The sequence below is a fragment of the Gammaproteobacteria bacterium genome (assembly GCA_015709695.1).
GTDB lineage: Bacteria > Pseudomonadota > Gammaproteobacteria > Steroidobacterales.
Window position 1 is genome coordinate 1,374,529 of sequence record CP054183.1, and the last position, 23,479, is coordinate 1,398,007.

A 23,479-nucleotide genomic window follows, 5' to 3' on the forward strand; every position below is an offset into this window, starting at 1 on the left:
GCCCGCGGGCGGCGATTCCCAGATTACACCACTTCGCGGCCATTCCGCCGCAGGTTGACGATATTGTCGGCCAGGCCGATCACGGCCAGGCCAAGCAGTTCCAGCACTGCAACCGCCGGCAGCAACGCCATCGGCAGGTACAGCGCCAGGCTCCAGAGCCGCGGCCAGCGCCGGACGAAGCCATGCCAATGCACGAGCGACAGACCCTGCAGCACGAAGCCGCTGGCAAAGACCAGCAGCAGGTCGTCGGCCGTGCCGCGCAGGCCGGTTGCCAGAAGCAGCGCCGTGCCCGCGGTCGCCAGGCTCAGCGTCCGACCCATGCGCAGCTGCCTGAACTCGCTGCCGAAATCCCGGCCGTGGGCGGTACCGCTCCAGGCACAGCCGAGGAACAAGGCAACGACCGAACTCGTCACTGCGCTGGCCGACATCATGCCCGTCATGACCTGGGCTGCTCCCGGCACCAGGTCTGCCGGGCCGACATTCAACCCGGCGCTGTCGGCCCGCTGTGCCAGGTCCGTCAGCACCCTTTCCCAGTACGCCTGCGGATCCTGGATCCACAGCGTGAATCCGACAGCGGCCGCCACGCCGAGCAGCACCGCAGCCTGCACCGCCAGTGTCAGCGACATCTGGCTGCGGAGCGCGCCAAGAAGGATCGCCACCAGCCAGGTCAGGGCGGCACCACTGCCGAGTTCCAGCCAGCCCGTCCCCGCCATCGTGGCCAGGGCCAGCAACAGCAGCAGCGCCAGGCCGCAGTCCGCCAGTGCCGCCCGCCAGCCCTTCACGTTGGTGATCAACACCGCGATTGCGGCGCTGATCACCAGCGCCAGCGGCAGCGGGAACAGTACCGCGAGCAGCGCCACCCGCGCCGCGCGACGCTCCATGAGCCATGCCGGCAGGCCTGTCATGGCGGACGCCGCCCGGTCGATCCCCGCCGCAGCCGCCGGCAGGGCGCCTGCAGCGCCAAATCAGTGCTTGTCCGTGTACGGCAGCAGCGCCAGGAAGCGGGCACGCTTCACCGCCAGTGCCAGCTGGCGCTGGTAGTTCGCCCTGGTGCCGGTGATGCGGCTTGGCACCACCTTGCCCGTTTCGGTGATGAATTGCCGCAGGGTCTCGAGATCCTTGTAGTCGATCTCCTTGACTCCTTCGGCCGAAAACTTGCAGAACTTGCGGCGCCTGAAAAATCTGCTCACGTCACTACTCCGGAATCTGGTGTCGGGAGCCGCCGTCAGCCGGCGGCCTGATCGGCTGCGGCGGGCGGGGCTTCTTCGCTGTCGCGCGCCTGCTCACGGGCAGCGCCGCGGCCGGAACCTTCGCGATTTTCCTCGTCGGCCGAGCGGGCAAGGAACGACGGCTCCGTCACGGCCTCGTCACGCCGGATGACCAGGTGACGCAGCACCGCATCGCTGAAACGGAACGCATCGGCCAGTTCGTCGAGCGCCGGCTTGGCGCACTCGATGTTCATGAGCACGTAGTGTGCCTTGTGGACCTTGGCGATGGTGTGGGCCAGCTGGCGCCGGCCCCAGTCCTCGAGGCGGTGCACCGTGCCGCCGCTGCCGGTGACGATCCCGCGATAGCGCTCGACCATCGCCGGAACCTGCTCGCTCTGGTCCGGATGGACCAGGAACACGATCTCATAGTGACGCATTGTGACTCCCTGTGGATGACAGCCACCCGCAGCGCGGTGTGGCAAGGAGGCGGATCCGGTGTCGGCCGGGTCGCGCAGGACGCGGAATGCTACCGGACGGGTCCGGCCCGTGCAAGGCGCTGGCGCTGGCACTCGTACAGGCAGATGCCGGCCGCCACGGCGACATTCAGGCTCTCGACCACGCCGTGCATGGGCAGCCTCACGAGCAGGTCGCAGTGCTCCCGCGTGAGGCGCCGCATGCCCTTGCCTTCGGCCCCCATGACGATCGCCAACGGGCCGGTCAGGTCGGCATCGAACAGGCTGACGGGGGCCGCCTCATCGGTGCCGACGACCTTGACGCCCGCCACCGCGAGCTGCTCCAGGAAGCGCGCCAGGTTGGCCACTTCGGCCAGGGTCTGCGCCTCGGCCGCGCCTGCCGCCACCTTGCTGGCGACCGGCGTCACCCCCACGTTGCGGCTCCTGCCGGTGACCACCAGGTCCACTCCCGCCGCGTCGGCCGTCCGCAGCAGCGATCCGAAGTTGCGCGGGTCTTCGATGCCGTCCAGGACCAGGACCAAGGGCGGCGAGAGCGTGGCCAGCAGGCCAAGCGCCTCGCGCTCGGAAAGGCTGGCGGTGCCGGTCACCCGCGCGGCAATGCCCTGGTGCTTGGCGGTGCCCGTCAGGCGCTCGAGCTGCTCTGCCGGGCAGTGCTCCACCGGCACCCGGCTGCGCGCGATGTCCTCGGCCAGGCGACCGAGCCGCTTCTGACCCAGGTCTGCCTGCAGGTACAACCGCGTCGCACGCCCTGCCGCGAGGGCCTTGCGCACCGCCTGGATACCGTAGGTAAGACGGTCCCCGGTGCTCATCGTCGCCGCTGCGGGCCCCGCCGCGGCCCCGATGCCGGGCGCCGGCTGCGTCGGGCAGTCACCGGCATGTCCTCCTCCAGGCCGAGGTCGATGCGTGCCTCGTCGACATCGACCCGCAGGATGCGCACCCGCAGGCGCTCGCCCAGGCCATAGCCCTGCCCGGTGCGCTCGCCGACCAGGCGCAGGCCGCCCTGCCCAAGGTGGTAATAGTCGTTGCGCAGGCTGGTCACGTGCACCAGGCCATCGACATTGAGTGCCGTCAGCGTCACGAACAGGCCGAAATGTGTCAGCCCGGAGACGACGCCATCGACCACCTCGCCGATGCGGTCCTTGACGTAGGCGCACTTGTAGCGCGACTCGACATGGCGCGCGGCTTCCTCGGCGCGGCGTTCCCGCTCGGAGGTGAGCCGCCCCAGCAATTCCATGCCTGCCAGGTCGTAGCGGTAGGCAGCCGGCTTGCCGTGGTCGAGGAGGTGGCCGATCCCGCGGTGCACCAGCAGGTCGGGGTAGCGGCGGATCGGCGAGGTGAAGTGGGTATAGGTGGCAAGGCCCAGGCCGAAATGGCCGATGTTGGCCGGCTGGTAAACGGCCTGCGACATGGTGCGCAGCACCGCCGTCGCCAGCATCGGGTAATCGGGCCGGTCGCGCATGGAGGCGAGGATACGGTTGATCTCGCGCGGTCGTGCCCGCGCCTGGCTGGTGACCTTGGCCCCCAGCGCCTGCAGCATCAGCCGCAGGTTCTCGAACTTCTCCTCGTCCGGCCCCGCATGCACCCGGTACAGCGTCGGCAGATGGCGGCGCTGGAGAAACTTCGCCGCCTGCACATTGGCGGCGATCATGCACTCCTCGATCAGCCGGTGGGCGTCGTTGCGCTGGCGCAGGCTGATGCCGGCGATGCGGCCGTCGCTGCCGAGGGTGATCTGCGTCTCGGGCAACTCCAGCTCCAGCGCACCACGCCGCTGGCGTGCCTGTTCCAGGCTCGAGAACACGCCGTAGAGGCTGTCCAGCTGGGACTGCACGCCCTGCACCCGCTGGCGTGCGGCGGCGTCGCCGTCACGCGCGGCCTGCACCTCCTCGTAGACCAGGCGCTGGCGCGAGCGCATGACGGCACGGTAGAAGCGCGCGCCGCCGACCTCCCCCGCAGCCGATACGCGCATCTCGCAGACCATGCACAGGCGGTCGACACCCGGGTTGAGGGAGCACAGGCCGTTGGACAGCTGCTCCGGCAGCATCGGCACGACCCGGTCCGGGAAATAGGCAGAGGTGCTGCGATGGGCGGCCTCCCGGTCCAGCGGGTCACCGGCCTGCACGTAGTGGGAAACATCGGCAATGGCCACGAGCAGCCGCCAACCTCCATGGTCGGGCTCGGCGTACACCGCATCGTCGAAGTCGCGCGCATCCGCGCCATCGATGGTCACCAGCGGCAGCCCGCGCAGGTCTACCCGTCCGGCCTTGTCCTCCTCCCGGACCTCCGGGCCCAGGTCGGCAGCAGCACGACGCGCCTCGGGTGGGAATACCGCCGGCAGCCCGAATATCTCCAGGGCTGCATCCGTGGCGACCTTCGGATCCTCCTCCGGGCTGCCCAGCAGCTTGACCACCTTGCCCTGCGCCTCGCGGTTGACGCCCGGGTAGGTGATGATCTCGATCTTGACGAAATGGCCATCGGCGGCGCCGCCGCGATGCGCATCGGGAACCAGGTAATGGCGCGCGGACCGGCCACCTTCCACGACGTAGCCCACTCCCCGCTCGCGCACGTAGCGGCCAACCACGCTCTGCTTGCCGCGCTCCAGGATCTCCACCACCGTGCCGGCCCGGCGCCCGCGCGGACCGGATCCCGCGAGTCGCACGGCCACCCGGTCGCCATCGAGCAGCTGGCGCATCTCGTCGGGAGGGAGGAAGACGTCACCGCTGTCATCGCTGGTGATGAGGAAGCCGTAGCCATCACGGTGCGCCGAAACGATCCCGGTCACCGCATCGAGCTTCTCGATGAGGCAGTACTCGCCGCGGCGGTTGAGCAGCAGGCGGCCTGCGCTGGCCATCTCCTGCAGGCGCTTGCGCAGGCTGTGCCGATGACGGGGCTCCTGCACGCCGAGCGTCGCAGCCAGCGCGTCGAAGGACTGGGGCACGCCGCTGGCCTGCAATGCCAGGATGACATCGTTGGCGTCGGGAACCGGGTGGCGGTAGCGCGACTGGCGACCGCCATCCACTGGCTTGCGCCCGGCCGGAGTGCGGCGCTTAGGCAATGTCGTGCAACGGAAACCGGCCCATTTCGTTGACAAGCATACAGGGTGCCTTTAAATTCGCGCCACTCTCGCGCCCCATGCCCAGGTGGCGGAATTGGTAGACGCGCTGGTTTCAGGTACCAGTGGAGCGATCCGTGGAGGTTCGAGTCCTCTCCTGGGCACCATCAGCGGAGCATTTCCGGCAGGATTTCAGGCACCATGCCGCGGCGGGCCGCCGCCGGCTGCCGGCTGCGCGGCCATGGCCTCCGGTGCGGCGCCCGGCGGAGCCGCGGCGCTCACGGCAGCAAACGCCGCAGCCTCCGACTCGGTGAATTCCGGGGTCGAATCGACGATGCGCTGCCAATCCTCGTCCTTCAGCAGCGTCGAGGTGAGGTGTCGCAGCGAATGGCTGCGGGCACCGAGCACGTTGACCAGCACGTCGAGAAAGCGCGCGGCGGCCGCTTCGAAGCCGGCCCGGCCCGCCCGGCCCGCCTGGCGGTACTGGTCTGCGGCGCGCCGGAATTCGTCCAGGGATCCCGAGCCAAGGTCCAGCCGTTCGCGCAGTGCCTGCATGGCCTGGTGATCCGCCTGCTGCGCCGCCGGAACCCGCGGCGCGAGCAGATCCACCAGCCGGCGGTCCTGGTCGATGAGGCGCTGCTGGCCCGGAACGAGGTAGTCGATGCAGGCATGGTAGAACGGCTCGGCGTTGCCGCCACTGCTGCGGAAATGCGCCAGGCCCGCGCTGAAGGATTCGCGCACCTGCATCTTGCGGCGCCGCTCCCAACGAAGAAGTTCCACTGCTGTCGCCACGCTCGATCTCCCCCGGGGGCTCCGGTACTGATGGTCGCGTACAATTGTTATATTAGTATGACTTTAGGACCACCTGGCTGGAAGCCCCCATGCTGATCAACAACTGGTACGTTGCCGCCACCTCCGCCGAATTGCCGGAAGACCGCCCGCTCGCGGTGCGCATGCTGGGGCTGGATTTCGTGCTGTTCCGCTCTGGCGGCGGCGTCAGCTGCCTGCCCGGCACCTGCTGCCACCGCGGCGGCGCCCTGGGCGACGGCAAGGTCGCCGCCGGCTGCCTGGCATGTCCGTACCATGGCTGGCAGTTCGATGCCAACGGGCAATGCGTGCTCATCCCGGCGCTGGGCGCCGAAGTCAAGCCGCCGCGACGGGCGCGCCTCGACAGCTACCCTACTACCGAGAAATACGGCTGGATCTGGGTGTTCCTCGGCGACCTGCCGCCCGAGGAGCGTGCGCCGATTCCCGACCTGCTCCCCGAGTACGACGATCCGCAGCACTGGCGTCTCGTTCCCTATCGCTTCGAGGCGGCGGCCAACTGGGTGCGCATGGAGGAGAACTCCCTCGACACCATCCACACCAGCTTCGTGCACCGGCGCTTTGGCGGGCGTGTCGATCCGAAATCCGCGGCAGCCGATATCGAGCTGCTGCCGCATGGCGCCCGGGTCCGCCGCGAGAAGCATGCGCCGGATGCGAGCGCAAAGTCGGGCGAACTGGCGAAGCTGCTGCCGGCGAACCGCAGCCGCACGCGCGTGTCGCTGGAGTTCAGCATCGTCGGCGTCTGCCATCGCATCCAGCCGACCTTCAGCGAGGGCATGAGCCAGATCAACTTCACCGCCCGCACACCCATCGACGAGTTCCATACCCGTGCCTTCGGCTGGCAGGCGCGCAACTACCTGCTAGGCGAGGAACACGACGCCGAGCGGATCAAGGGCCTGGAGGAGGCGATTGCCGAGGACCTGCGCATTGTCGAGAAGGTACGGCCGCAGCTCACCCCGCCCTCGCTGCCGGAGGAATTCCTGACGAAGGCCGACAGCATGGAGGTGGCATTTCGCCGCCTGGTGCGGCACTGGGCCAATCGCGGCTGGGAGATCGACAGCGAGCGCTACGCGGTGGAGAGCCGCAACCACGTACTGGTGATCCCGTCTCCCTTGCGACGCAGTGACCCGGGAAACTGGGTGCATCGCACCGTGCCGCTGCGGCCCGCCGGTAGCGACACCACCGAACCGGCCTGAGCCACCGCTGGCAAAGATCCCTCAGCCTGCCTCGGCGAGGCGGCGCAGGTCCTGCGCATAACCCCGAAGCTTGCGCTGCAGCCGCTCACGCTGCCCGGGATCCAGGGTTTCCGATAGCGCAGCCAGCATGGCCAGGACGACGCGTCGATTGGCCTCCGCCCCGCGCCGGTAGTCTTCTCCGCCTGCCCTCGCGGAATCCAGCAGCAGGTCGCGTACGGCCTGCTCGAACGCCGGCCCGCGATCGCTGGTCTCCAGCAGGCCGAGCAACTGCTGCTGCCAGGCCTGGCGCCGCTGCAGCCAGGCATCGTCCAGGTCCTGCATGGTCGCCAGCCGTTCCCCGACCAGCTGGCGCTGGGCAGGCGTCAGTCTGCCAGTGAAACGCTGGATCACGCGGACTGCCACCTTGCTGCGGCGCTGCTGGCGGGCCTGCGGGTCCTGCCCGGCGCGATCTTCCCGGAGTTCGGCATTGGATTCTTCCAGGTTCCTGGCCAGCTCGGCACGCTGCCCGGCATCCAGCGAACCGAGGAGTCGCGCCGCGTCGGGGGCAATCTGCCCGAGCAGGTCGGAGAGAAGCTGCTCGGCCTCCTGGTACTGGCCCTGCAGGGTGTCGACCGTGAGCGGACCCGCTGCTGCTGCAGCCAGGCCCTCCAGCACGCCGACGTAGCGCTCCAGTTGCGTCGCACGGTGCCAGACCAGGGTCCGCCGCACCGCATCCTGCAACTGCCGCTCCTGGGACTCGTCCAGGCTGACGAACCCGCCGACATACCAGGACACCGCCCAGCCCACGCGGTTGTAGATGAACCCCGTGCTGCAGGCGGTGACAGCCAGCAGCATCAGGCCCGCAAGCAACCGGCCCGCGCGTCGCCCCGGCGAAACCAGCTGGGTGACAGGCGTGCCGGCACGAGCCATGGACGTCTAGTCGAAGGGATGACGGACGATGATGTTCTGCGCCCGGTCGGCGCCGGTGGAGATCATGTCCACCGGCACACCGAGGATCTCCTCGATGCGGGCCAGGTACCGTCGTGCATTCGCCGGCAGGCCCTCCAGCGTGGTGATCCCCACGGTCGAGGAACGCCAACCGGGCAGCTCCTCGTAGACTGGCTCGCAGTCGGCATACTGGTCGACGAGCACGGGCGTGGCGTCGACCACCTGGCCATGCAGCCGGTAGCCCACGCAGATCTTCAGGCGCTCGAGGCCGTCCAGCACATCGAGCTTGGTCACGCAGAGGCCGGTCACGCCGTTGTGCAGGACGGCACGCCGCGCCGCTACCGCATCGAACCATCCGCAGCGCCGCGGCCGGCCGGTCGTCGAGCCGAACTCCACACCGACTTCCGCGAGGTGCCTGCCCGTATCGTCGAACAGTTCGGTGGGAAACGGGCCGGCGCCGACGCGGGTCGTGTAGGCCTTGACGATACCCAGCACGTAATCGAAGGCGCCAATGCCGAGGCCGCTGCCCGTGGCGGCAAAGCCCGCCGTGGTATTCGACGAGGTGACGTAGGGATAGGTGCCGTGGTCCACATCGAGCATGGCACCCTGCGCACCCTCGAACAGCAGGTTTGCACCAGCACGCCGCTGGCGATCGAGGAACAGGGCGGTATCCCCCACCAGCGGCTTGATGCGCTCACCGAGCCTCTGCAGCTCCTCGAGGATGGCCCCGGCATCGACCGGCACAACCTTGTGATAGTGCTCGAGCACGAAGTTGTGCAGGGCCGTGGCCGCCGCCAGGCGCTCGGCAAGCCGGGCCGGACCGAATAGGTCCGAAACGCGCAGCGAGCGGCGGGCTGCCTTGTCCTCGTAGGCGGGGCCGATGCCGCGCCCCGTGGTGCCGATGGCCCTGGCGCCACCGGCGCTCTCCCGCGCCCGGTCCAGCTCGATGTGCGTCGGCAGGATCAGCGGACAGGCGGCGCTGATGCGCAGCCGCTGCGTAACCTGCACGCCGCGCGATTCCAGGCGATCGATCTCCTGCAGCAGCGACGGCAGGTGCAGTACCACGCCATTGCCGATCACGCAGGCGACATCCGGACGCAGGATGCCGGACGGAATCAGGTGCAGCACCGTCTTCTCGCCGGCGATGATGAGCGTGTGGCCGGCGTTGTGGCCGCCCTGGAAGCGCACCACTGCACCGACACGCTCGGTCAGCAGATCGACGATCTTGCCCTTGCCCTCGTCGCCCCACTGGATGCCGACGACGATTACGCTGCGCCCTGTCCTGCTGGTCGTCATGACTTCCGGATCCGTTGCTCGTCCCTGCCCCTGCATGTGCTCAGGCGAACCCCCGCACCAGCACCAGCAGGGTGAGGCCCGAAACCACCACCGTCAGCCCGAAGACCCGCAACTGTGCATCGCTCAGCCGCGACAGCATTTCAAGACTGCGCCGCCAGCCCGAGGGACTGGCGAACGGCAACAGGCCCTCGATCACCAGGTAGAGGGCAAGTGCCGCAAACAGATCCGCCCACTGCATGGCGTCTTGCCGGTTCGGCCTGGCACGACGGTCCGGCCCGCGCCAGCGTCAGCGCCCGCCTTCCGACTTGTTCAGGAAACGGAAGAACTCGCCCTTGGTATCGAGCAACATGAGGTCGTTGGGCTGGCCCAGTGATTGCTTGTAGGCCGACAGACTGCGGTAGAAGGCGAAGAACTCCGGGTTCCTTCGATACGCACTGGCGTAGATCCGGGCTGCCTCGGCATCGCCCTCGCCGCGCAACACCTCGGCATCACGGTAGGCCGTGGCAATGATCACCGTGCGCTGGCGATCCGCATCGGCACGGATCTGCTCGGCCGCCTCGGCACCCTGCGCTCGCAGCCCCGCCGCCATCTGCGCGCGCTCCTGGCGCATGCGGTTGAACACGGACTCGCTGACCTCATCGGAGAACTCGATGCGTTTCACGCGCACGTCGACGATCTCGATGCCGAGTGACGCGGCGTTCTCGCGCGCCCCCGACAGCATGGCATCCAGCATCTCGCGCCGCTCGGCAGCCACCACCTGCGGCACCGTGCGCTTGGCGAACTCCGCACGGATGCCGTCCTTGAGGATTTCCAGCAGGCGCTGCGACGCCAGTGGCTCGTTGCCGCCGCTGGCGCGGTAGTACTCGCCGACGTCGGTGATGCGCCACTTGACGTAGAAATCGACCAGCAGATTCTTCTTTTCCTTGGTGAGGAACTGTTCCTGCGGGTTGTTGATCGTCAGTATCTGGCGTGGGTACTTCTCGACGTTGTTGACGAACGGGATCAGGAAGTGCAGGCCCGGCTTGAAGCCGGTCTCGACGATCTCCCCGAAGCGGAACTTCACCGCAAGGTCACGCTCGTCGACGGTGAACACCGACATCAGGCCAAGGACGACCGCGACCACGGCGGCGACCAGCATCCCGGGAGCGAACTTGTTCATCAGCGTGCCCCCCGGTTGCGCAGGTCTTCGCGGGAGCGGCCGGCCGTGGCGGCATCAGGCTCGCTGCCGGTCCCGCCGGATGTCACCGGCGTGGTGACGCGGGTGCTGCCGGAACCGGAAGCCGCCGGCAACATCCCCCGGTTCTCCATGATCTTGTCCAGCGGCAGGTAAAGCATGTTGCCACTGCCGGAAGTGTCCACGAGCACCTTGTTCGTCCTCGAAAGGATGTCGGCAATGGCATCGATATAGAGCCGTTCCCGGGTGACGCCCGGCGCCAGCTCGTATTCCTTCAGCAACGCCTCGAAGCGTGCTGCCTCGCCCTGGGCGTCGGCGACGACGCGCGACTTGTAGGCCTCGGCATCGGCCTGGCGGCGTGCCGCCTCGCCGCGCGCCTTCGGCAGCACGTCATTGGCATAGGCCTGCGCCTCGAAGGACAGGCGCTCGCGATCCTCGCGCGCCTTGATGGCATCCTGGACGGCCGCATCGACCTGGTCGGGAAAATTCACGTCCTGAAGATTGACCGTGGTGATCCTCACGCCGGTGCCGTATTCGTTCAGTGTCTCCTGGATCAGCTCCTGGGTGCGCTGTCCGATCTCGGTACGGCCCTCGCCGAGGGCAAAGTCCATGGTGCTCTTGCCAATGACTTCGCGGATGGCGCTCTCGCTGACGTCGGAGATCGTGCCCTCCGGATCCCGCACGTTGAACAGGTATTTCACGGGATCGGCCTTCTGGTACTGCACGACCAGGTCGACATCCACGATGTTCTCGTCCGCGGTAAGCATGCGGGTCTGCTTGTTGAACGGGCTGATCTCGTTGACGTTCACCAGCTCCACATGCTCGATCGGCCATGGCAGGTGCCAGCGCAGGCCCGGCATCGTCGTCGCCACGTACTGGCCGAAGCGCAGGACCACGCCCTGCTCGGCATCATCGACGCGGTACAGGCCTGTCGCCACCCAACCCGCCACCACCAGGGCGCCGAGGACGGCCAGGCCGGAGCGGCTGGCGGGGCCGGGGGGGCCCGCGGTACCGGGACCCGGCCGCGAACCGCCGCCGCCGCGGAACAGCCTGCCCAGCTTCTGCTGCCAGTCGCGGATGATGCGGTCGAGATCGGGCGGCCCCTGTCGGTCGCCGCCGCCGCGCCCCCACGGATTACGGCCGTTCCCGGATTCATTCCATGCCATGGCTTGCCTGTACCCCAGGAAATGCGCCCAAACGCTCGTCATTGAATCATCGCCGGCATCGCTGCACCGCCGGCCGGGACGAGGCGCAGCCCGTCGGAGCGCTGCAACTCGAGAAAACCCGCCTGGTCCAGTTCGACGTCGACTTCCCAGCCGCCGTCGCTCGTGGTCCGCTCGCTGCGCACGGCCGAACACTCGTACAGGCGTGCGCGCAAACGGGCCTGGGCGGTGCTCAACCTGACCGTGCCCCGCACCACGTCCCGGTGCAGGTACTCGGCAATTGCATGCAGGAGGAGATCAATGCCCGATCCGGTGGCCGCGGACAGCCACACGCGCGCCGGCATGCCTGTCTCGGACAGGTCTACCCGCGGCGCGAGGCCAAGTATATCAGCCTTATTGTAGACCAGGATCGTCGGCAGGTGCCCGGCGCCGATGCTGGCCAGCACCTGCTGTACCTGGCCGACGCGCTCGTCGTGCGCGGGGTCCGCGGCATCCACCACGTGCAGCAGCAGCCGGGACTCCCGGGTCTCCTCCAGCGTCGACTCGAATGCCGCCACCAGCTCGTGCGGCAGGTCGCGGATGAAGCCCACGGTATCGGCCAGCACCATCCGGCCGCCGTCAGGAAGCCGCACGGCCCGCAGTGTCGGATCCAGCGTCGCGAACAGCTGGTCGGCAACGAATGCCCCCGCATCCGTCAGCCGGTTGAACAAGGTCGACTTGCCGGCGTTCGTGTAGCCGACCAGCGACACCACGGGCACCTCGTGCCGGCGTCGCTGGTGTCGCGACAGGTCGCGGTGCCGGGCCACCCGCTGCAGGCGCTCCTGCAGCTGGCGGATACGCCGCGCGACGAGCCGGCGGTCGGTCTCGAGCTGCGTCTCGCCGGGACCCCTCAGGCCGATGCCACCCTTCTGCCGTTCCAGGTGCGACCAGCCCCTGACCAGACGCGTGGAAAGGTGCTGCAACTGGGCGAGCTCCACCTGCAGCTTGCCCTCGAAGCTGCGTGCCCGTTGCGCGAAGATGTCGAGGATCAGTCCTGCGCGGTCGACGACGCGCCGGCCGAGCTCCTTCTCCAGGTTGCGCTCCTGGGCCGGCGACAGCGGATGGTCGACCAGGATGACATCAGCCGCAGCCGACTCCGCCAGCTGCTTGAGTTCGCCGAGCTTGCCGGTGCCGATGAGGAAACGCGGATTGATGCTGCGCAACGGTGCCGCCAGCGCATCGGCGACCTGCGCCCCCGCGGCCAGCGCAAGGGCAGCAAACTCCTGCATTTCTTCTGCCGATGGCGCCTGCCCGCTTCCGACATGCACCAGCACCGCACGTTCGCCGCGCCCGGGACGCTCGAACAATCAGCCGCTCCCCGTGCCGGCGGCATCCGCTACCGCGCGGCCGCCAGGGGCGGCAGTGGACTCACTCAGGAGCTTCTTCCTCATCGCCACCCATGCGCACATTGCGCGACGGAACCACTGTCGAAATCGCGTGCTTGTAGACCATCTGGCTGACGCTGTTCTTGAGCAGCACGACGAACTGGTCGAACGACTCGATCGTTCCCTGCAGCTTGATGCCGTTGACCAGGTAGATCGAGACCGGGATCTTCTCCTTGCGCAAGGCGTTCAGGAAAGGGTCCTGCAGAATCTGCCCCTTGGACATCCTGGCCTCCCGGTGTTGTTCTGGCTTTTCGGTTTTCTCCGCGGGCGCGTTCTTGGAAGGAAGAGATAGTCTGCTCATGTCCCGTTTTCCCGGCGTTCTGTAAGCCGCTCCATCATATTGCATCGCCCGCCCGAGCGCGACACCCCCAGCCTTCCAGCGCCGCCGCGGCACGCATGGCGCAGTCGGGCGACTGCGGGTCCAGACTGAGGTCGAGCGCCTCGGAGCGCAGCCAGGTCAATTGCCGCTTGGCCAGCCGGTGGGTGGCCACCGCAGCCTGGCGCATTGCCTCCTCGAGGCTCAGCTGGCCCGCCAGGTGAGCCCAGAGCTGGCGGTATCCCACGGCACGCATGGCAGGACGATCCGCTGACATAAGCGGCTCGGACATCAGGCGACGGACTTCCCCGAGGAATCCCGCGTCCATCATGGCGCGCAGGCGCCGATCCAGCCGGGCGCGCAACGCCGTGCGATCGGCGGGCACCAGCGCCAGGCGTCGCAGCTCGAGGCGCGACTTGCCGGATTGCGCCTGCAGGACGGAAATCGGCTCACCCGTCAGCATGAATACTTCCAGTGCACGCTGTATGCGCTGCCGGTCCCCTGGCTTGATGCGTGCTGCTGCCCCGGGGTCGACCGCGGCCAGCTGCGCGTGCAATTCTGGCCAGCCGCTGCGCTCGGCCTGTGCATCGATGCGGGCGCGAATACCGGCATCGGCGCCGGGCAGCGCCGAGAGGCCACGCTCGAGGGCGCGGAAGTAGAGCATGGTGCCGCCGACCAGCAGCGGTACCCTGCCCTGGGCCCGCACTTCGGCGATGGCGCGCAGGGCATCCACGCGGAAGTCCCCCGCCGAATAACCCTCCCAGGGGTCACGGACGTCGATCAGCCGGTGGGGCACCGACGCCCGTGTCGCCGCATCCGGCTTGGCGGTGCCGATATCCATGCCACGATAAACCATGGCGGAGTCGACGCTGATGATTTCCAGGTCGAAGCGCGCCGCCAGCTGCAGCGCCAGGGCCGTCTTGCCCGTACCGGTCGGGCCCATGATGCAGGCGACCGCATCCGTGGATGCGGCACGGGTGCCGCCGGTGTCGACCTCAGCGGCCACGCCGGAACAGGCGGTCGAGATCCTGCATCGACAGCTCGGTCCAGGTGGGCCGGCCATGATTGCACTGGTCGGCCCGGTCGGTGTTCTCCATCGACCTCAGCAAGGCATTCATTTCCGCCACCGTCAGCTGACGATGCGCCCGCACGGAGGCATGGCAGGCGGTGGTCGACAGCACGGCGTCCAGTCCCTGCCCGACCCTGGCGCTGTGGCCATCGAGGCACAGGTCGGCAAGCAGGTCGCGCACCAGGCGCTCGATGTCGGCGCCGGCCAGCAGCGCCGGGACAGCCCTGACCGTCACTGCCGCCGGTCCGGTACGCTCGATCGCGAACCCGTATTGCAGCAGGGCAGCCCCCTGCTCCTCCACCCAGCTGGCCTCGCTCTCGCTGACCGCGAGGGCCTGGGGCACCAGCAAGGGCTGGCTGGCCACACCCGAAGCAGCGCACTGCGCTTTCAGCGCCTCGTAGGTGACACGTTCATGTGCCGCGTGCATGTCGATGATGGCCAGGCCGCGATCCGTCTCGGCGAGGATGTAGATGCCGCCGAGCTGCGCCAGCGCATGGCCGAGCGGCGGCATCCCGCCGGCCGTGGGTTCCACCGGCTGCGAGGGCATGGCCAGCACGGCGTAGGCATCCGGCGTTTCGCGCAGCACGCGGCCGGCGCCGGGGAACAGCGCCGCGGTTGCCGCGGCCGGCGCCGTTGCCTGCATCCGGATCGGTGCCGTACTGGCCGGAATGCGGCCCGGGCTGGTACCCGACAGTGCGGTTTCCACCGTCCTGCGGATGAAGTCGTGGATGCTGCCCGGCTCCCGGAACCGCACCTCGAGCTTGGCAGGGTGGGCGTTGACGTCAACCAGGGCGGGATCCATCTCCAGGTACAGGGCGAATCCCGGGAAGCGGCCGTGGTAGAGCACGTCCTGGTAGGCCAGCCGCACGGCGCTGGCCACCAGCTTGTCCCGCACGGCGCGGCCATTGATGTAGAAATGTTGCCGATCGGGCTGGCTGCGCGAGAAGGTCGGGCGCGAGATCCAGCCAGAGAGCCGCAAGCCGCCGGCATCGCGCTCGAGGTACATCAGGCTGGAGACGAAATCCTCGCCGGCCAGCTGGGCCAGGCGGCGTTCCTGCGCGGCGCGGTCAGCTGCCGCCGGCAGGTCCAGCACCTGCCGGCGGTTGTGCGTGAAGCGGATCGAGGTCGCGAAACGCCCCAGCGCGATGCGCTCGACGACGGCTTGCAGGTGCTGGTACTCGGTGCGCTCCGAGCGCAGGAACCGGCGTCGTGCCGGCGTATTGAAGAACAGGTCGCGGACCTCGACCAGCGTACCGGGGGGATGGGCAGCAGGGGCCGGCCCCTCGATGTTGCCGCCGTCACTGTCGACGCCGAACGCCGCTTCGGCATCGGCAGGCCGGGAAACCAGGCGCAGCCGGGACACCGAGGCGATGCTGGGCAGGGCCTCGCCACGAAAGCCGAGCGAGGCAATGCAGGAGAGGTCTTCCAGGCTGCCGATCTTGCTGGTGGCATGGCGCGCCAGCGCCAGTGCCAGTTCGTCACGGGCGATGCCGACACCGTCATCGCGCACCCGCAGCAGGCGGATACCGCCCTCCTCGGCATCGATGTCGATGCGCCGGGCCCCGGCGTCCAGGCTGTTCTCCAGCAGTTCCTTGGCTACCGATGCCGGCCGCTCCACGACTTCGCCAGCGGCAATCTGGTTGATGAGCTGCGGCGGCAACTGGCGGATCGGCATGCGCCGATTGTTTCAAACGATGCCCCCACTTGTCATGGCGGGCGGCGACGGCTGCGGCTCAGGTCTCCTGCGCTGCGGGGATGCGCAGCACCTGCCCGGGTGCCACCCGGTCAGTATGCAGCTGGTTGGCATCACGAATGCGGCGAACGCTGACGTTGTAGCGAGCAGCGAGCCCGGACAGGGTCTCGCCGGGACGGATCACGTGCTGCACGGATTCCGCCAGGCGTTGCCGGCTCAGCTCCGCCACCAGGGTGCCGCGTGGCGGGTTCCTGTAGAAATAGTCCCGCACGCCGGCGAAGATCGCTGTAGCAAGCCGCCCGCGATACTCGTTGTTGTCCAGCCGCCGCTCTTCCTCGGGATTGGAGATGTACGCGGTCTCGATGAGCACCGATGGCACGTCCGGCGACTTCAGCACCATGAACGGTGCCTGCATCACCTGCGGCTTGCGTACCGTGCCAACCCTGGCCATCTGCTGCAGGATCTCGTCGGCCACCTCGATGCTGGAACTCAGCGACGCGTTCTGCGAAAGATCCAGCAAAACCGAAGCCAGCGTCGGGTCCCTGGTGCGCAGCGACACGCCGCCGATGAGGTCCGCCGCATTCTCGCGCGCGGCCAGCCGGCGCGCGGCCTCGTCGGTGGCGCCCTTCTCGTTCAGCACATAGACGGAACTGCCCTGCACATCGCGGTCGCGGACCGCATCGGCGTGCACCGAGATGAACAGGTCGGCCGAGGCCTTGCGCGCCCGTTCCATGCGGCCACGCAGCGGGATGAACTCGTCCTGGTCACGGGTGAGGACCGCCCGCATGCCGGGCTCGGCATTGACGACTTCGGCCAGCCGGCGGGCGAGCCGGAGCGTGATGTCCTTCTCCAGAACGCCGCGTGGGCCGTGCGCGCCCGGATCCTTGCCACCGTGGCCGGCGTCGATGGCGATGATGATGTCGCGACCTGTCCTCGGCGAGGACGTGCCCGCTGCCGACTCGGGTGCGGCCAGCGCGGCCGGCGCCGCCGTCTCCGGCTGCACGGCGGGCGGATCCGCGACCATCGCCACGGGCGCCTGCGCCGTGGCGGGCGGCGGGGCCGCCTCCCGCGCAGTCGCCATCTCCGTGACCACCGGCTTGGCTGGCGGTGTCGCCTCGGCAAGCCCGATCTGCAGGCGCGTGCCACCGGCCCCGCCGGCAGTCCGCAGCAGCGGCTCCGGGATGGCCGGCGCCGCCATGTCGAGCACGATCCTCAGGGAACCGTCCGGGCGGTTCGCGGCCCTCAGCTGCCGCACGCTGCCGGTGCCTGCCGGCAGCGGCAGGGCCTGCCGCGTCAGGCGCGCGGAGAGCAGGTCGACGACGACCCGGTAGGGATCCTGCAGGGTGAACAGGCGGTACTCGCTGCTGTCGGTCATCTCCAGCACCAGCGTGGTGCTCGTGCCGGCGCTCGACAGCGCCAGGCGCTCGACCGACGCCTGCCCGGCGGATGCCGTCGAGGCCGCCAGCGCCGCGGCGAAAACCACGGTGGACACGTACCAAGCCTTGCGCACGCCACACTCCCCTGGGCAGTGGCCCCGATTATAGCGGGAGCAGGTGCGATTGGAAGATGATTCCCCTAAGTAATGAAGCAGATATCAGTCATTCCTGACTTGGCTGCTCATCGACCTGTCGTAACTGGCTGCCCGCCCTGGCTGCCCTCCGCCTGCGGCCCGAACAACCGGCACAGGGCCTGGCCCGCAGCACTCCTTGCCTCCCAGCTGACTACCCGGCCCGGACCCTGGGCGGCGAGCTCGAGCCGCAGGACGAGATCCGCCTCCGGCAGGTAGCCCGCACCCTGACCGGGCCACTCGATCAGGCCGATCACGCCACCCGACAGCGCCTCGACGAGGCCGATCTCTTCCAGTTCGCGCGGGTCCCGCAGGCGATACAGGTCCACGTGCTGGATGACCCGGTCGGCGAGCGCATAGGGCTCGACCAGCGTGTAGGTGGGACTGGGTACCCTGCCCGTGTGGCCCAGGCCAGCGAGGAGACCCCGCACCAGCGTGGTCTTCCCCGCGCCGAGTTCACCCTCGAGGTACACGATCAAACCTTCCGGTCGCGTGGCCAGCAGCGCCATGGCGCACTGGCGGCCAAACCTCTCGGTCGCCGCAGCGTCCGGGAGGATCAGGCCTGCGGGTTCAGCCATGGGCGCAGGCATCCGAACAGGTCGCTGGCCACGAGGCCGCGCTCGCCATGGCGTGCCGCATCGTCGGCAGCTTTCGCGTGAACGAAGGCCGCACAGGCCGCTGCAGCCAGCAGATCCTCCACCCCATGCTGGGCGACGATGCCGGCGACGAGGCCGGTCAGCACATCGCCCATCCCGGCGGAGGCCATGCCCGGGTTGCCGGCATCGATGAGGTACGGCAGTTCGCCGGACCGGCCGACAAGCGTGCCGCGCCCCTTGAGCACCACCACGCCGCCATACCGCTGGCACAGATTGGCCATGGCATGCAGGCGGTCGGCCTGGACCTGCGCCGTATTCACGCCCAGCAGGCGTGCGGCCTCGCCGGGATGCGGGGTCAGCACCCGGTCCTCGCGGCGTTGAGACTGTCCGGCCAGCAGGTTCAGCGCATCGGCGTCGATGACCAGCGGTTGTCGCCGCCCGAGCAGGTGGGCGAGCAGCTTGCGCGCCCAGGCATCCTGTCCGAGGCCCGGGCCCACGGCAATGACCGTGGCACGCTCGAGCAGGCCGCCGAGATCCGCCGCATCCTCTGCATCCAGGCACATCAGCTCCGGCCGGGCGGCCACCACCGGCACCACGTTCCCGGGCCGGGTGGCCACGCTCACCAGACCGGCGCCGGCGCGCAGCGCCGCCTCCGCGGCCAGGCGCACCGCGCCACCCATGCCCCGGTTGCCACCCACCACCAGCACGTGGCCGAACTTCCCCTTGTGTGCAGTTCGTGACCGGCGCGGCAGCAGGCGCACCTGGTCGTCGCCATCGAAGAGGCGCAGCGTCGGCGCCACCCGCGACACCCGGCCAGGCGGCACACCGAGGTCACCGAAGACGATCTCGCCGGCATGATCGGGCCCGGCGCCGAGGTACAGGCCCTGCTTGCGGCCGATGAAAGTCACCGTGGTGTCCGCCCGCACCGCCGCGCCCAGCACGCGTCCGCTGGCACCATCCAGCCCGCTCGGCAGGTCGACGGCCACCACGGGCACGGCGGCCGCGTTGACCGCCTCCACGGCGAGCAGCCAGGCGCCTTCGAGATCGCGAAGCAGCCCGGTGCCGAGCATGGCGTCGATGACCAGGTCCGCTCCTGCCAGCAGGCCGTCGTGGAAGGGCACCACGCTGCCACCGGCCTGCCGGTACTGCTCCCAGGCGCGGGCGGCATCGTCACGCAATCCCCGGGGATCGGACAGTGCCGCCACCGTGACCTGCATGCCGGCGGCACGGGCCAGCGTGGCGACCACATAGCCATCGCCGGCGTTGTTGCCTGCGCCGCACAGCACCAGCCAGCGTGTGGCACCGGCATGCAGCTCGCGCGCGGTGTCCCAGACCAGCCGCCCGGCACGGCCCATGAGATCGAAACCGGAGATGCCGACCTCCTCGATGGCGATGCGGTCCATCTCGCGCACCGCCGCGGGCGTGTAGAGCAGGCTCGAGGGCAGCGACATGCCCACGATTATAATGGAGCACCCGGGACCGGAACGCCCATGACGCTGTCAACGGCAGAGTTTGCCGACCTCGCTTCCCGCATCCGCATCTGGGCAGGTGAATTCGGCTTTCAGCAGGTCGGCATCGCCGCTCCCGATCTCGCCACGGCCGGCGCGCGGCTGCAGGAATGGCTGAACCGGGGCTATCACGCCGACATGGAATGGTTGCGCAGCCGCGCCGCGCTCAGCACCAGCCCGGCCACGACCGTGCCCGGCACCATCAGGGTGATCTCCGTGCGCATGGACTACCAGAGGGAAGAAGCCTGGCCGGCCGCGCAACTGGCGACGGAGGCCGATCGCGCCTGGATCACGCGCTACGCCCTGGGCCGCGACTACCATCGCATCATGCGGCCGCGCCTGCAGCGGCTCGCCACGCGCATCAGCGGAGCCATCGGCCCATTCGGCTACCGCGCGTTCGTCGACAGCGGGCCCGTCATGGAGAAGCCGCTGGCCCAGCAGGCCGGCCTCGGCTGGATCGGCAAACACACCAACCTGGTCAACAGCAAGGCCGGGTCCTGGTTCCTGCTGGGCGAAATCCTCACGGACCTCGCCTTGCCGGTGGACACGCCGGCCGACGACCACTGCGGCAGCTGCACGGCCTGCCTGGCCGCCTGTCCCACCGGCGCCATCGTCGCGCCCTACGTGCTCGATGCCCGGCGCTGCATCTCCTACCTCACCATCGAGAACAAGGGGCCCATTCCCGAAGCACTGCGGCCGGCCCTGGGCAACCGCGTCTTCGGCTGCGACGACTGCCAGCTCGCCTGTCCATGGAACAAGTTCGCACGGTTTTCCGCGGAAGACGACTTCGCGCCGCGCCACGGGCTCGACCATCCATCACTGGCGGAGCTGTTCCTGTGGAGCGAGACCACCTGGCTCGAGCGCACTGCCGGCAGCGCCATCCGGCGCGCGGGATACCACGGCTGGCTGCGCAACCTCGCCGTGGCACTGGGCAACGCGCCGACGACGCCGCAGGTTCTGGCAGCGCTGCAGGCACATCGCGACCACCCCTCGCCGCTGGTGCGCGAGCACGTGCGCTGGGCGCTGCGCCGGCACGGCCGGGAGTGAGACCGTCGCCGCTCAGCGCAGGCGCACCGCCAGATTGTCGATGAGCCGTGCGCGGCCGAGCCAGGCGGCAGCCAGCACCCGCAGCGTGCGGCTGGCGCCATCCGGTGGCGCCAGCTCCCGCGCATCGCGGATCGCCACATAGTCCGGCCGGAAGCCGGCGGCCTCGAGCCGCCGGTGCGCCTGGCGCTCGATGCGGGCATAGGCGCGGTTGCCAGCGAGCAGCTGCGCGCGGCACTCCCGCAGTGCCTCGTAGAGCGCGGGGGCCGTGCGGCGCTCGGTCACACCCAGGTACTGGTTGCGCGAGCTCATCGCCAGCCCGTCGGCCTCGCGCACCGTGGGCGCGCCGCGGATGTCGAGGTCCAGGTGCAGGTCGCTGGCCATCCGCCGCAACAGCACCAGCTGCTGGTAGTCCTTCTCGCCGAACACCGCCAGATCGGGCGTGACGATATTGAACAGCCGCAGTACCACCGAGGCCACGCCGTCGAAGTGCCCGGGCCGGTGGGCGCCGCAGAGATCGGTCGACAGGCCGGGCACGGTGACGCTGACGCTGTGGCGACCCCCCCGCGGGTACATGACCTGCACGGTCGGCAGGAACAGGGCATCGACACCGGCGGCGCGCAGTTGCGCCGCATCGGCCCGCAGGGTGCGTGGATAGCTGGCGTAGTCCTCGCCGGGCCCGAACTGCGTCGGATTGACGAAGATGCTGGCGACCACCCGGTCTGCGCGCCGCCTGGCGATTCCGACCAGGCTGACGTGGCCGGCATGCAGGTTGCCGAGCGTCGGCACGAGCGCGATGCGCTCACCCGCGACGTGCCAGGCGCGCACGAGGCGCCGTACCGCGACGGTGCTGCGCAGGATCCTCACGCGCTGCCGCTCAGGAGAAACAGTGCTCGGGTGCGGGGTAGCGCCGTTCCTTGACCGCCTGCACGTAGGCTTCGCAGGCGGACGCGACCGAATCGGCCCCCTCCATGAAATTGCGCACGAAGCGCGGCAGGCGCCCCTGGGTGATGCCCAGCATGTCGTACAGCACGAGGATCTGCCCGTCGACCGCAGGCCCGGCGCCGATGCCGATCACCGGCACGGCGACGGCATCGCGCACCGCCTGGCCGAGCTCGCTCGGCACGCACTCGAGCAGGATGACGTCGGCACCGGCGTGTTCCAGCGCAGTGGCCTCCTCGATCATGCGCAGCGCCTGCGCCTGATCGCGGCCCTGCACGCGGAAGCCGCCCAGCTTGTGCACGGACTGGGGCTTCAGGCCGATGTGGGCGCAGACCGGGATGTCATGCTGGGCGAGGTGCTCGACGATGCGCAGCTGGCCGAGACCGCCCTCGAGCTTCACCATCATCGCCCCGCCCTCCTGCATCATGCGCACGGCATTTTCCAGCGCCACCACCGGCGTCGTGTAGCTCATGAACGGCAGGTCGGCCATGAGGAATGCACGGCGCAGGCCGCGCGCCACGGCCCGGCAGTGATAGATCACATCGGCGACCGTGACCGGCACCGTGGTGTCGTGGCCCTGGATGACCATGCCCAGTGAGTCGCCCACCAGCACCACGTCGGTCCCGGCTTCCTCGACGATGGTGGCGAAGCTGGCGTCATAAGCCGTCAGGCAGGCGATCGGCTCGCCTTCGGCCTTCATGTTGCGCAGCGTGGTGACCGTCACCGGCGGCAGCGGCATCCCGCGCTGCTGGAGCTGCTTGTAGGCCAAGTTTCCTCTCCGCCAGCCGGGCTGCGCCACTCAGGCGAGCGCGGCAGCCACAGGGTTGAAAAAGTGCCTGCCGCTGCGGACCCTGCCGATTGCCTCGTTCAGGATGCCGAAGTGCTCGTCATTATGGACCGGATCGAGGGTCGCGGCATTGACGATGAGCAGCGGGGCCGCGTCATAGCCGTGGAAGAAGCGCGCATAGCCCTCGGCCAGCCGCTCCAGGTAACGCCTGTTGATCTGCTGCTCGTGCTCCAGGCCGCGACGGGCGATGCGGAACAGCAGCGTGTCCACGGGCGCCTGCAGGTACACCACCAGGTCCGGCACCGGGGGCTGGATGTCGAGCGAATCCCAGACCTTCTCGTAGAGCGACAGCTCGTGCCGGTCGAGGTTGATCTCGGCGAACAACCGGTCCTTCTCGATCATGAAGTCGGCGATGCGGGTCGGATGGAACAGTTCGTGCTGGCGCAGCTGCTCGATCTGCCGCACGCGCTGGAACAGGAAGAACAGCTGGGCCGGCAGGGCGGCGCCGCGCGGATCCCGGTAGAAACGCTCGAGGAAGGGATTGGCCTCTGCCTCCTCCAGCATCAGCTCGCTGTCGATGCTGCCGGCAAGGCGACGCGCCAGGCTGGTCTTGCCCACGCCGATGGGGCCCTCGATGACAATATGCCGCCGTTCCGCCATGCGCTCGTGCTGCTTTGTTCTTGTTCGACACCGCCATCGGGGGCGATGGCTTGCAGTCAGGCAAGGCGCTCCATGCCCGTCCCGTCCACGCGACCCAGAAGGTCGCGGACCCGGCCCAGCCCCGGCACATCCAATCCGGGTGCGATCTCCGCCAGCGGCAACAATACAAAATTTCGCTGGGCAATGCCCGGATGCGGCAGCACCAGGCCCGGCAGGTCGAGCCGCAGCCTGCCGTGGACGAGCAGGTCGAGGTCCAGGACACGCGGCCCCCAGCGCAGGGCCGGCGACGGCTCGCGTCCCTGCGCATGCTCGATCCGCTTGAGCGCCGCCAGCAGCTCGGCGGGCCCCAGTCGCGTCAGCAGGGCTGCCGCCGCATTGACGAAATCCGGCTGGCTGACCGGACCGAAGGGCGGATTGCGGAAATACGCGGAGACGGCCACCAGCCGCGTCGCATCCAGGGCAGCGAGCGAGGCCGTGGCGCGGTCGAGCTGGCGCACCGGATCATCGAGGTTGCTGCCCATGCCGACGTAGGCCGGGGTCCAGACAGGCTCGGGCATCACCC

At 69.1% G+C, this 23,479-nt stretch carries 24 protein-coding genes and 1 tRNA gene; 3 read left to right on the forward strand and 22 right to left on the reverse strand.

From position 1 onward, the window contains the following. Positions 1 to 23: 23 nt before the first annotated feature. From HRU81_06510 to rnr, 5 genes are all read right to left on the reverse strand, one after another. On the reverse strand, positions 24 to 905 hold the full coding sequence (locus HRU81_06510) for a hypothetical protein (GenBank protein ID QOJ31776.1): 882 nt from the start codon (positions 903 to 905) through the stop codon (positions 24 to 26). A 60-nt stretch (positions 906 to 965) separates the two neighbouring features. Further along, positions 966 to 1,190: a 30S ribosomal protein S18 gene (gene rpsR, locus HRU81_06515; GenBank protein ID QOJ31777.1), complete on the reverse strand. Its 225-nt coding sequence runs from the start codon at positions 1,188 to 1,190 to the stop codon at positions 966 to 968. Between the two features lie 35 nt (positions 1,191 to 1,225). Beyond that, positions 1,226 to 1,645 (reverse strand): 30S ribosomal protein S6, encoded by a 420-nt coding sequence (gene rpsF / locus HRU81_06520; GenBank protein QOJ31778.1) that lies wholly within the window; start codon positions 1,643 to 1,645, stop codon positions 1,226 to 1,228. Positions 1,646 to 1,734: 89 nt separating this feature from the next. Then, positions 1,735 to 2,490 carry a 23S rRNA (guanosine(2251)-2'-O)-methyltransferase RlmB gene (gene rlmB / locus HRU81_06525; GenBank protein ID QOJ31779.1) on the reverse strand — a complete coding sequence of 252 codons (756 nt, stop codon included), beginning with the start codon at positions 2,488 to 2,490 and terminating at the stop codon, positions 1,735 to 1,737. Continuing rightward, on the reverse strand, positions 2,487 to 4,697 hold the full coding sequence (gene rnr / locus HRU81_06530; protein QOJ31780.1) for a ribonuclease R: 2,211 nt from the start codon (positions 4,695 to 4,697) through the stop codon (positions 2,487 to 2,489). The genes rlmB and rnr overlap by 4 nt, the downstream gene beginning before the upstream one ends. 115 nt (positions 4,698 to 4,812) lie before the next feature. On the opposite strand from rnr, the gene HRU81_06535 reads away from it, so the two are divergent. Next, positions 4,813 to 4,897, forward strand: a tRNA-Leu gene (locus tag HRU81_06535). A gap of 25 nt (positions 4,898 to 4,922) precedes the next feature. Here HRU81_06535 and HRU81_06540 read toward each other — a convergent pair. Further along, positions 4,923 to 5,522 (reverse strand): hypothetical protein, encoded by a 600-nt coding sequence (locus HRU81_06540; GenBank protein ID QOJ31781.1) that lies wholly within the window; start codon positions 5,520 to 5,522, stop codon positions 4,923 to 4,925. A gap of 89 nt (positions 5,523 to 5,611) precedes the next feature. On the opposite strand from HRU81_06540, the gene HRU81_06545 reads away from it, so the two are divergent. Then, positions 5,612 to 6,751, forward strand: coding sequence for an aromatic ring-hydroxylating dioxygenase subunit alpha (locus tag HRU81_06545; protein QOJ31782.1), 1,140 nt, complete (start codon positions 5,612 to 5,614; stop codon positions 6,749 to 6,751). 21 nt (positions 6,752 to 6,772) lie between these two features. On the opposite strand, the gene HRU81_06550 is transcribed toward HRU81_06545, so the two are convergent. From HRU81_06550 to HRU81_06605, 12 genes are all read right to left on the reverse strand, one after another. Further along, complete coding sequence (locus tag HRU81_06550) at positions 6,773 to 7,660, reverse strand: hypothetical protein (GenBank protein QOJ31783.1); 888 nt, start codon at positions 7,658 to 7,660, stop codon at positions 6,773 to 6,775. 6 nt (positions 7,661 to 7,666) lie between these two features. Further along, positions 7,667 to 8,974 carry an adenylosuccinate synthase gene (locus HRU81_06555; GenBank protein QOJ31784.1) on the reverse strand — a complete coding sequence of 436 codons (1,308 nt, stop codon included), beginning with the start codon at positions 8,972 to 8,974 and terminating at the stop codon, positions 7,667 to 7,669. A 40-nt stretch (positions 8,975 to 9,014) separates the two neighbouring features. Further along, positions 9,015 to 9,212, reverse strand: a complete 198-nt coding sequence (locus HRU81_06560; protein QOJ31785.1) for a DUF2065 domain-containing protein — start codon at positions 9,210 to 9,212, stop codon at positions 9,015 to 9,017. A gap of 48 nt (positions 9,213 to 9,260) precedes the next feature. After that, positions 9,261 to 10,112 (reverse strand): protease modulator HflC, encoded by an 852-nt coding sequence (hflC, locus tag HRU81_06565; protein ID QOJ33314.1) that lies wholly within the window; start codon positions 10,110 to 10,112, stop codon positions 9,261 to 9,263. 20 nt (positions 10,113 to 10,132) lie between these two features. Beyond that, positions 10,133 to 11,314 (reverse strand): FtsH protease activity modulator HflK, encoded by a 1,182-nt coding sequence (gene hflK, locus HRU81_06570; protein QOJ31786.1) that lies wholly within the window; start codon positions 11,312 to 11,314, stop codon positions 10,133 to 10,135. Between the two features lie 38 nt (positions 11,315 to 11,352). After that, complete coding sequence (hflX, locus tag HRU81_06575; GenBank protein QOJ31787.1) at positions 11,353 to 12,657, reverse strand: GTPase HflX; 1,305 nt, start codon at positions 12,655 to 12,657, stop codon at positions 11,353 to 11,355. A 61-nt stretch (positions 12,658 to 12,718) separates the two neighbouring features. Further along, positions 12,719 to 12,958, reverse strand: coding sequence for an RNA chaperone Hfq (hfq, locus tag HRU81_06580; GenBank protein QOJ33315.1), 240 nt, complete (start codon positions 12,956 to 12,958; stop codon positions 12,719 to 12,721). 112 nt (positions 12,959 to 13,070) lie between these two features. Next, positions 13,071 to 14,114: a tRNA (adenosine(37)-N6)-dimethylallyltransferase MiaA gene (miaA, locus tag HRU81_06585; GenBank protein ID QOJ31788.1), complete on the reverse strand. Its 1,044-nt coding sequence runs from the start codon at positions 14,112 to 14,114 to the stop codon at positions 13,071 to 13,073. Beyond that, positions 14,047 to 15,795, reverse strand: a complete 1,749-nt coding sequence (gene mutL, locus HRU81_06590) for a DNA mismatch repair endonuclease MutL (protein QOJ31789.1) — start codon at positions 15,793 to 15,795, stop codon at positions 14,047 to 14,049. The genes miaA and mutL overlap by 68 nt, the downstream gene beginning before the upstream one ends. A gap of 58 nt (positions 15,796 to 15,853) precedes the next feature. Continuing rightward, entirely contained in the window at positions 15,854 to 17,323 is a 1,470-nt protein-coding gene (locus HRU81_06595) for an N-acetylmuramoyl-L-alanine amidase (GenBank protein QOJ31790.1), read from the reverse strand. Positions 17,324 to 17,430: 107 nt separating this feature from the next. Further along, on the reverse strand, positions 17,431 to 17,958 hold the full coding sequence (gene tsaE / locus HRU81_06600; GenBank protein QOJ31791.1) for a tRNA (adenosine(37)-N6)-threonylcarbamoyltransferase complex ATPase subunit type 1 TsaE: 528 nt from the start codon (positions 17,956 to 17,958) through the stop codon (positions 17,431 to 17,433). Continuing rightward, positions 17,937 to 19,427, reverse strand: a complete 1,491-nt coding sequence (locus HRU81_06605) for an NAD(P)H-hydrate dehydratase (GenBank protein ID QOJ31792.1) — start codon at positions 19,425 to 19,427, stop codon at positions 17,937 to 17,939. The genes tsaE and HRU81_06605 overlap by 22 nt, the downstream gene beginning before the upstream one ends. A gap of 39 nt (positions 19,428 to 19,466) precedes the next feature. Here HRU81_06605 and queG point away from each other — a divergent pair, with 39 nt between their 5' ends. After that, positions 19,467 to 20,531 carry a tRNA epoxyqueuosine(34) reductase QueG gene (queG, locus tag HRU81_06610; protein ID QOJ31793.1) on the forward strand — a complete coding sequence of 355 codons (1,065 nt, stop codon included), beginning with the start codon at positions 19,467 to 19,469 and terminating at the stop codon, positions 20,529 to 20,531. 12 nt (positions 20,532 to 20,543) lie between these two features. Here queG and HRU81_06615 read toward each other — a convergent pair whose 3' ends face one another. Genes HRU81_06615 through folK form a run of 4 tightly spaced genes read right to left on the reverse strand, consistent with a single transcriptional unit; the run spans position 20,544 to position 23,474 of the window. Continuing rightward, positions 20,544 to 21,395 (reverse strand): pantoate--beta-alanine ligase, encoded by an 852-nt coding sequence (locus tag HRU81_06615; GenBank protein ID QOJ31794.1) that lies wholly within the window; start codon positions 21,393 to 21,395, stop codon positions 20,544 to 20,546. Positions 21,396 to 21,405: 10 nt separating this feature from the next. Beyond that, positions 21,406 to 22,209 carry a 3-methyl-2-oxobutanoate hydroxymethyltransferase gene (gene panB / locus HRU81_06620; protein ID QOJ33316.1) on the reverse strand — a complete coding sequence of 268 codons (804 nt, stop codon included), beginning with the start codon at positions 22,207 to 22,209 and terminating at the stop codon, positions 21,406 to 21,408. Positions 22,210 to 22,269: 60 nt separating this feature from the next. Next, positions 22,270 to 22,917, reverse strand: a complete 648-nt coding sequence (locus HRU81_06625; GenBank protein ID QOJ31795.1) for a deoxynucleoside kinase — start codon at positions 22,915 to 22,917, stop codon at positions 22,270 to 22,272. 56 nt (positions 22,918 to 22,973) lie between these two features. Next, a complete protein-coding gene (gene folK, locus HRU81_06630; GenBank protein ID QOJ31796.1) occupies positions 22,974 to 23,474 on the reverse strand; it encodes a 2-amino-4-hydroxy-6-hydroxymethyldihydropteridine diphosphokinase in 501 nt (166 codons plus the stop codon). Between the last annotated feature and the right edge of the window lie 5 nt (positions 23,475 to 23,479).

Bases quoted from the DNA above. Each gene is read 5' to 3' on its own strand.
- HRU81_06510 (QOJ31776.1), bottom strand. From the start codon at position 905: ATGACAGGCCTGCCGGCATGGCTCATGGAGCGTCGCGCGGCGCGGGTG.
- rpsF (QOJ31778.1), bottom strand. From the start codon at position 1,645: ATGCGTCACTATGAGATCGTGTTCCTGGTCCATCCGGACCAGAGCGAG.
- rlmB (QOJ31779.1), bottom strand. From the start codon at position 2,490: ATGAGCACCGGGGACCGTCTTACCTACGGTATCCAGGCGGTGCGCAAG.
- HRU81_06545 (QOJ31782.1), top strand. From the start codon at position 5,612: ATGCTGATCAACAACTGGTACGTTGCCGCCACCTCCGCCGAATTGCCG.
- HRU81_06550 (QOJ31783.1), bottom strand. From the start codon at position 7,660: ATGGCTCGTGCCGGCACGCCTGTCACCCAGCTGGTTTCGCCGGGGCGA.
- HRU81_06555 (QOJ31784.1), bottom strand. From the start codon at position 8,974: ATGACGACCAGCAGGACAGGGCGCAGCGTAATCGTCGTCGGCATCCAG.
- HRU81_06560 (QOJ31785.1), bottom strand. From the start codon at position 9,212: ATGCAGTGGGCGGATCTGTTTGCGGCACTTGCCCTCTACCTGGTGATC.
- hflC (QOJ33314.1), bottom strand. From the start codon at position 10,112: ATGCTGGTCGCCGCCGTGGTCGCGGTCGTCCTTGGCCTGATGTCGGTG.
- hflK (QOJ31786.1), bottom strand. From the start codon at position 11,314: ATGGCATGGAATGAATCCGGGAACGGCCGTAATCCGTGGGGGCGCGGC.
- hfq (QOJ33315.1), bottom strand. From the start codon at position 12,958: ATGTCCAAGGGGCAGATTCTGCAGGACCCTTTCCTGAACGCCTTGCGC.
- miaA (QOJ31788.1), bottom strand. From the start codon at position 14,114: ATGGCCGGCCCACCTGGACCGAGCTGTCGATGCAGGATCTCGACCGCC.
- mutL (QOJ31789.1), bottom strand. From the start codon at position 15,795: ATGCCGATCCGCCAGTTGCCGCCGCAGCTCATCAACCAGATTGCCGCT.
- tsaE (QOJ31791.1), bottom strand. From the start codon at position 17,958: ATGGCTGAACCCGCAGGCCTGATCCTCCCGGACGCTGCGGCGACCGAG.
- HRU81_06605 (QOJ31792.1), bottom strand. From the start codon at position 19,427: ATGTCGCTGCCCTCGAGCCTGCTCTACACGCCCGCGGCGGTGCGCGAG.
- queG (QOJ31793.1), top strand. From the start codon at position 19,467: ATGACGCTGTCAACGGCAGAGTTTGCCGACCTCGCTTCCCGCATCCGC.
- panB (QOJ33316.1), bottom strand. From the start codon at position 22,209: ATGCCGCTGCCGCCGGTGACGGTCACCACGCTGCGCAACATGAAGGCC.
- HRU81_06625 (QOJ31795.1), bottom strand. From the start codon at position 22,917: ATGGCGGAACGGCGGCATATTGTCATCGAGGGCCCCATCGGCGTGGGC.
- folK (QOJ31796.1), bottom strand. From the start codon at position 23,474: ATGCCCGAGCCTGTCTGGACCCCGGCCTACGTCGGCATGGGCAGCAAC.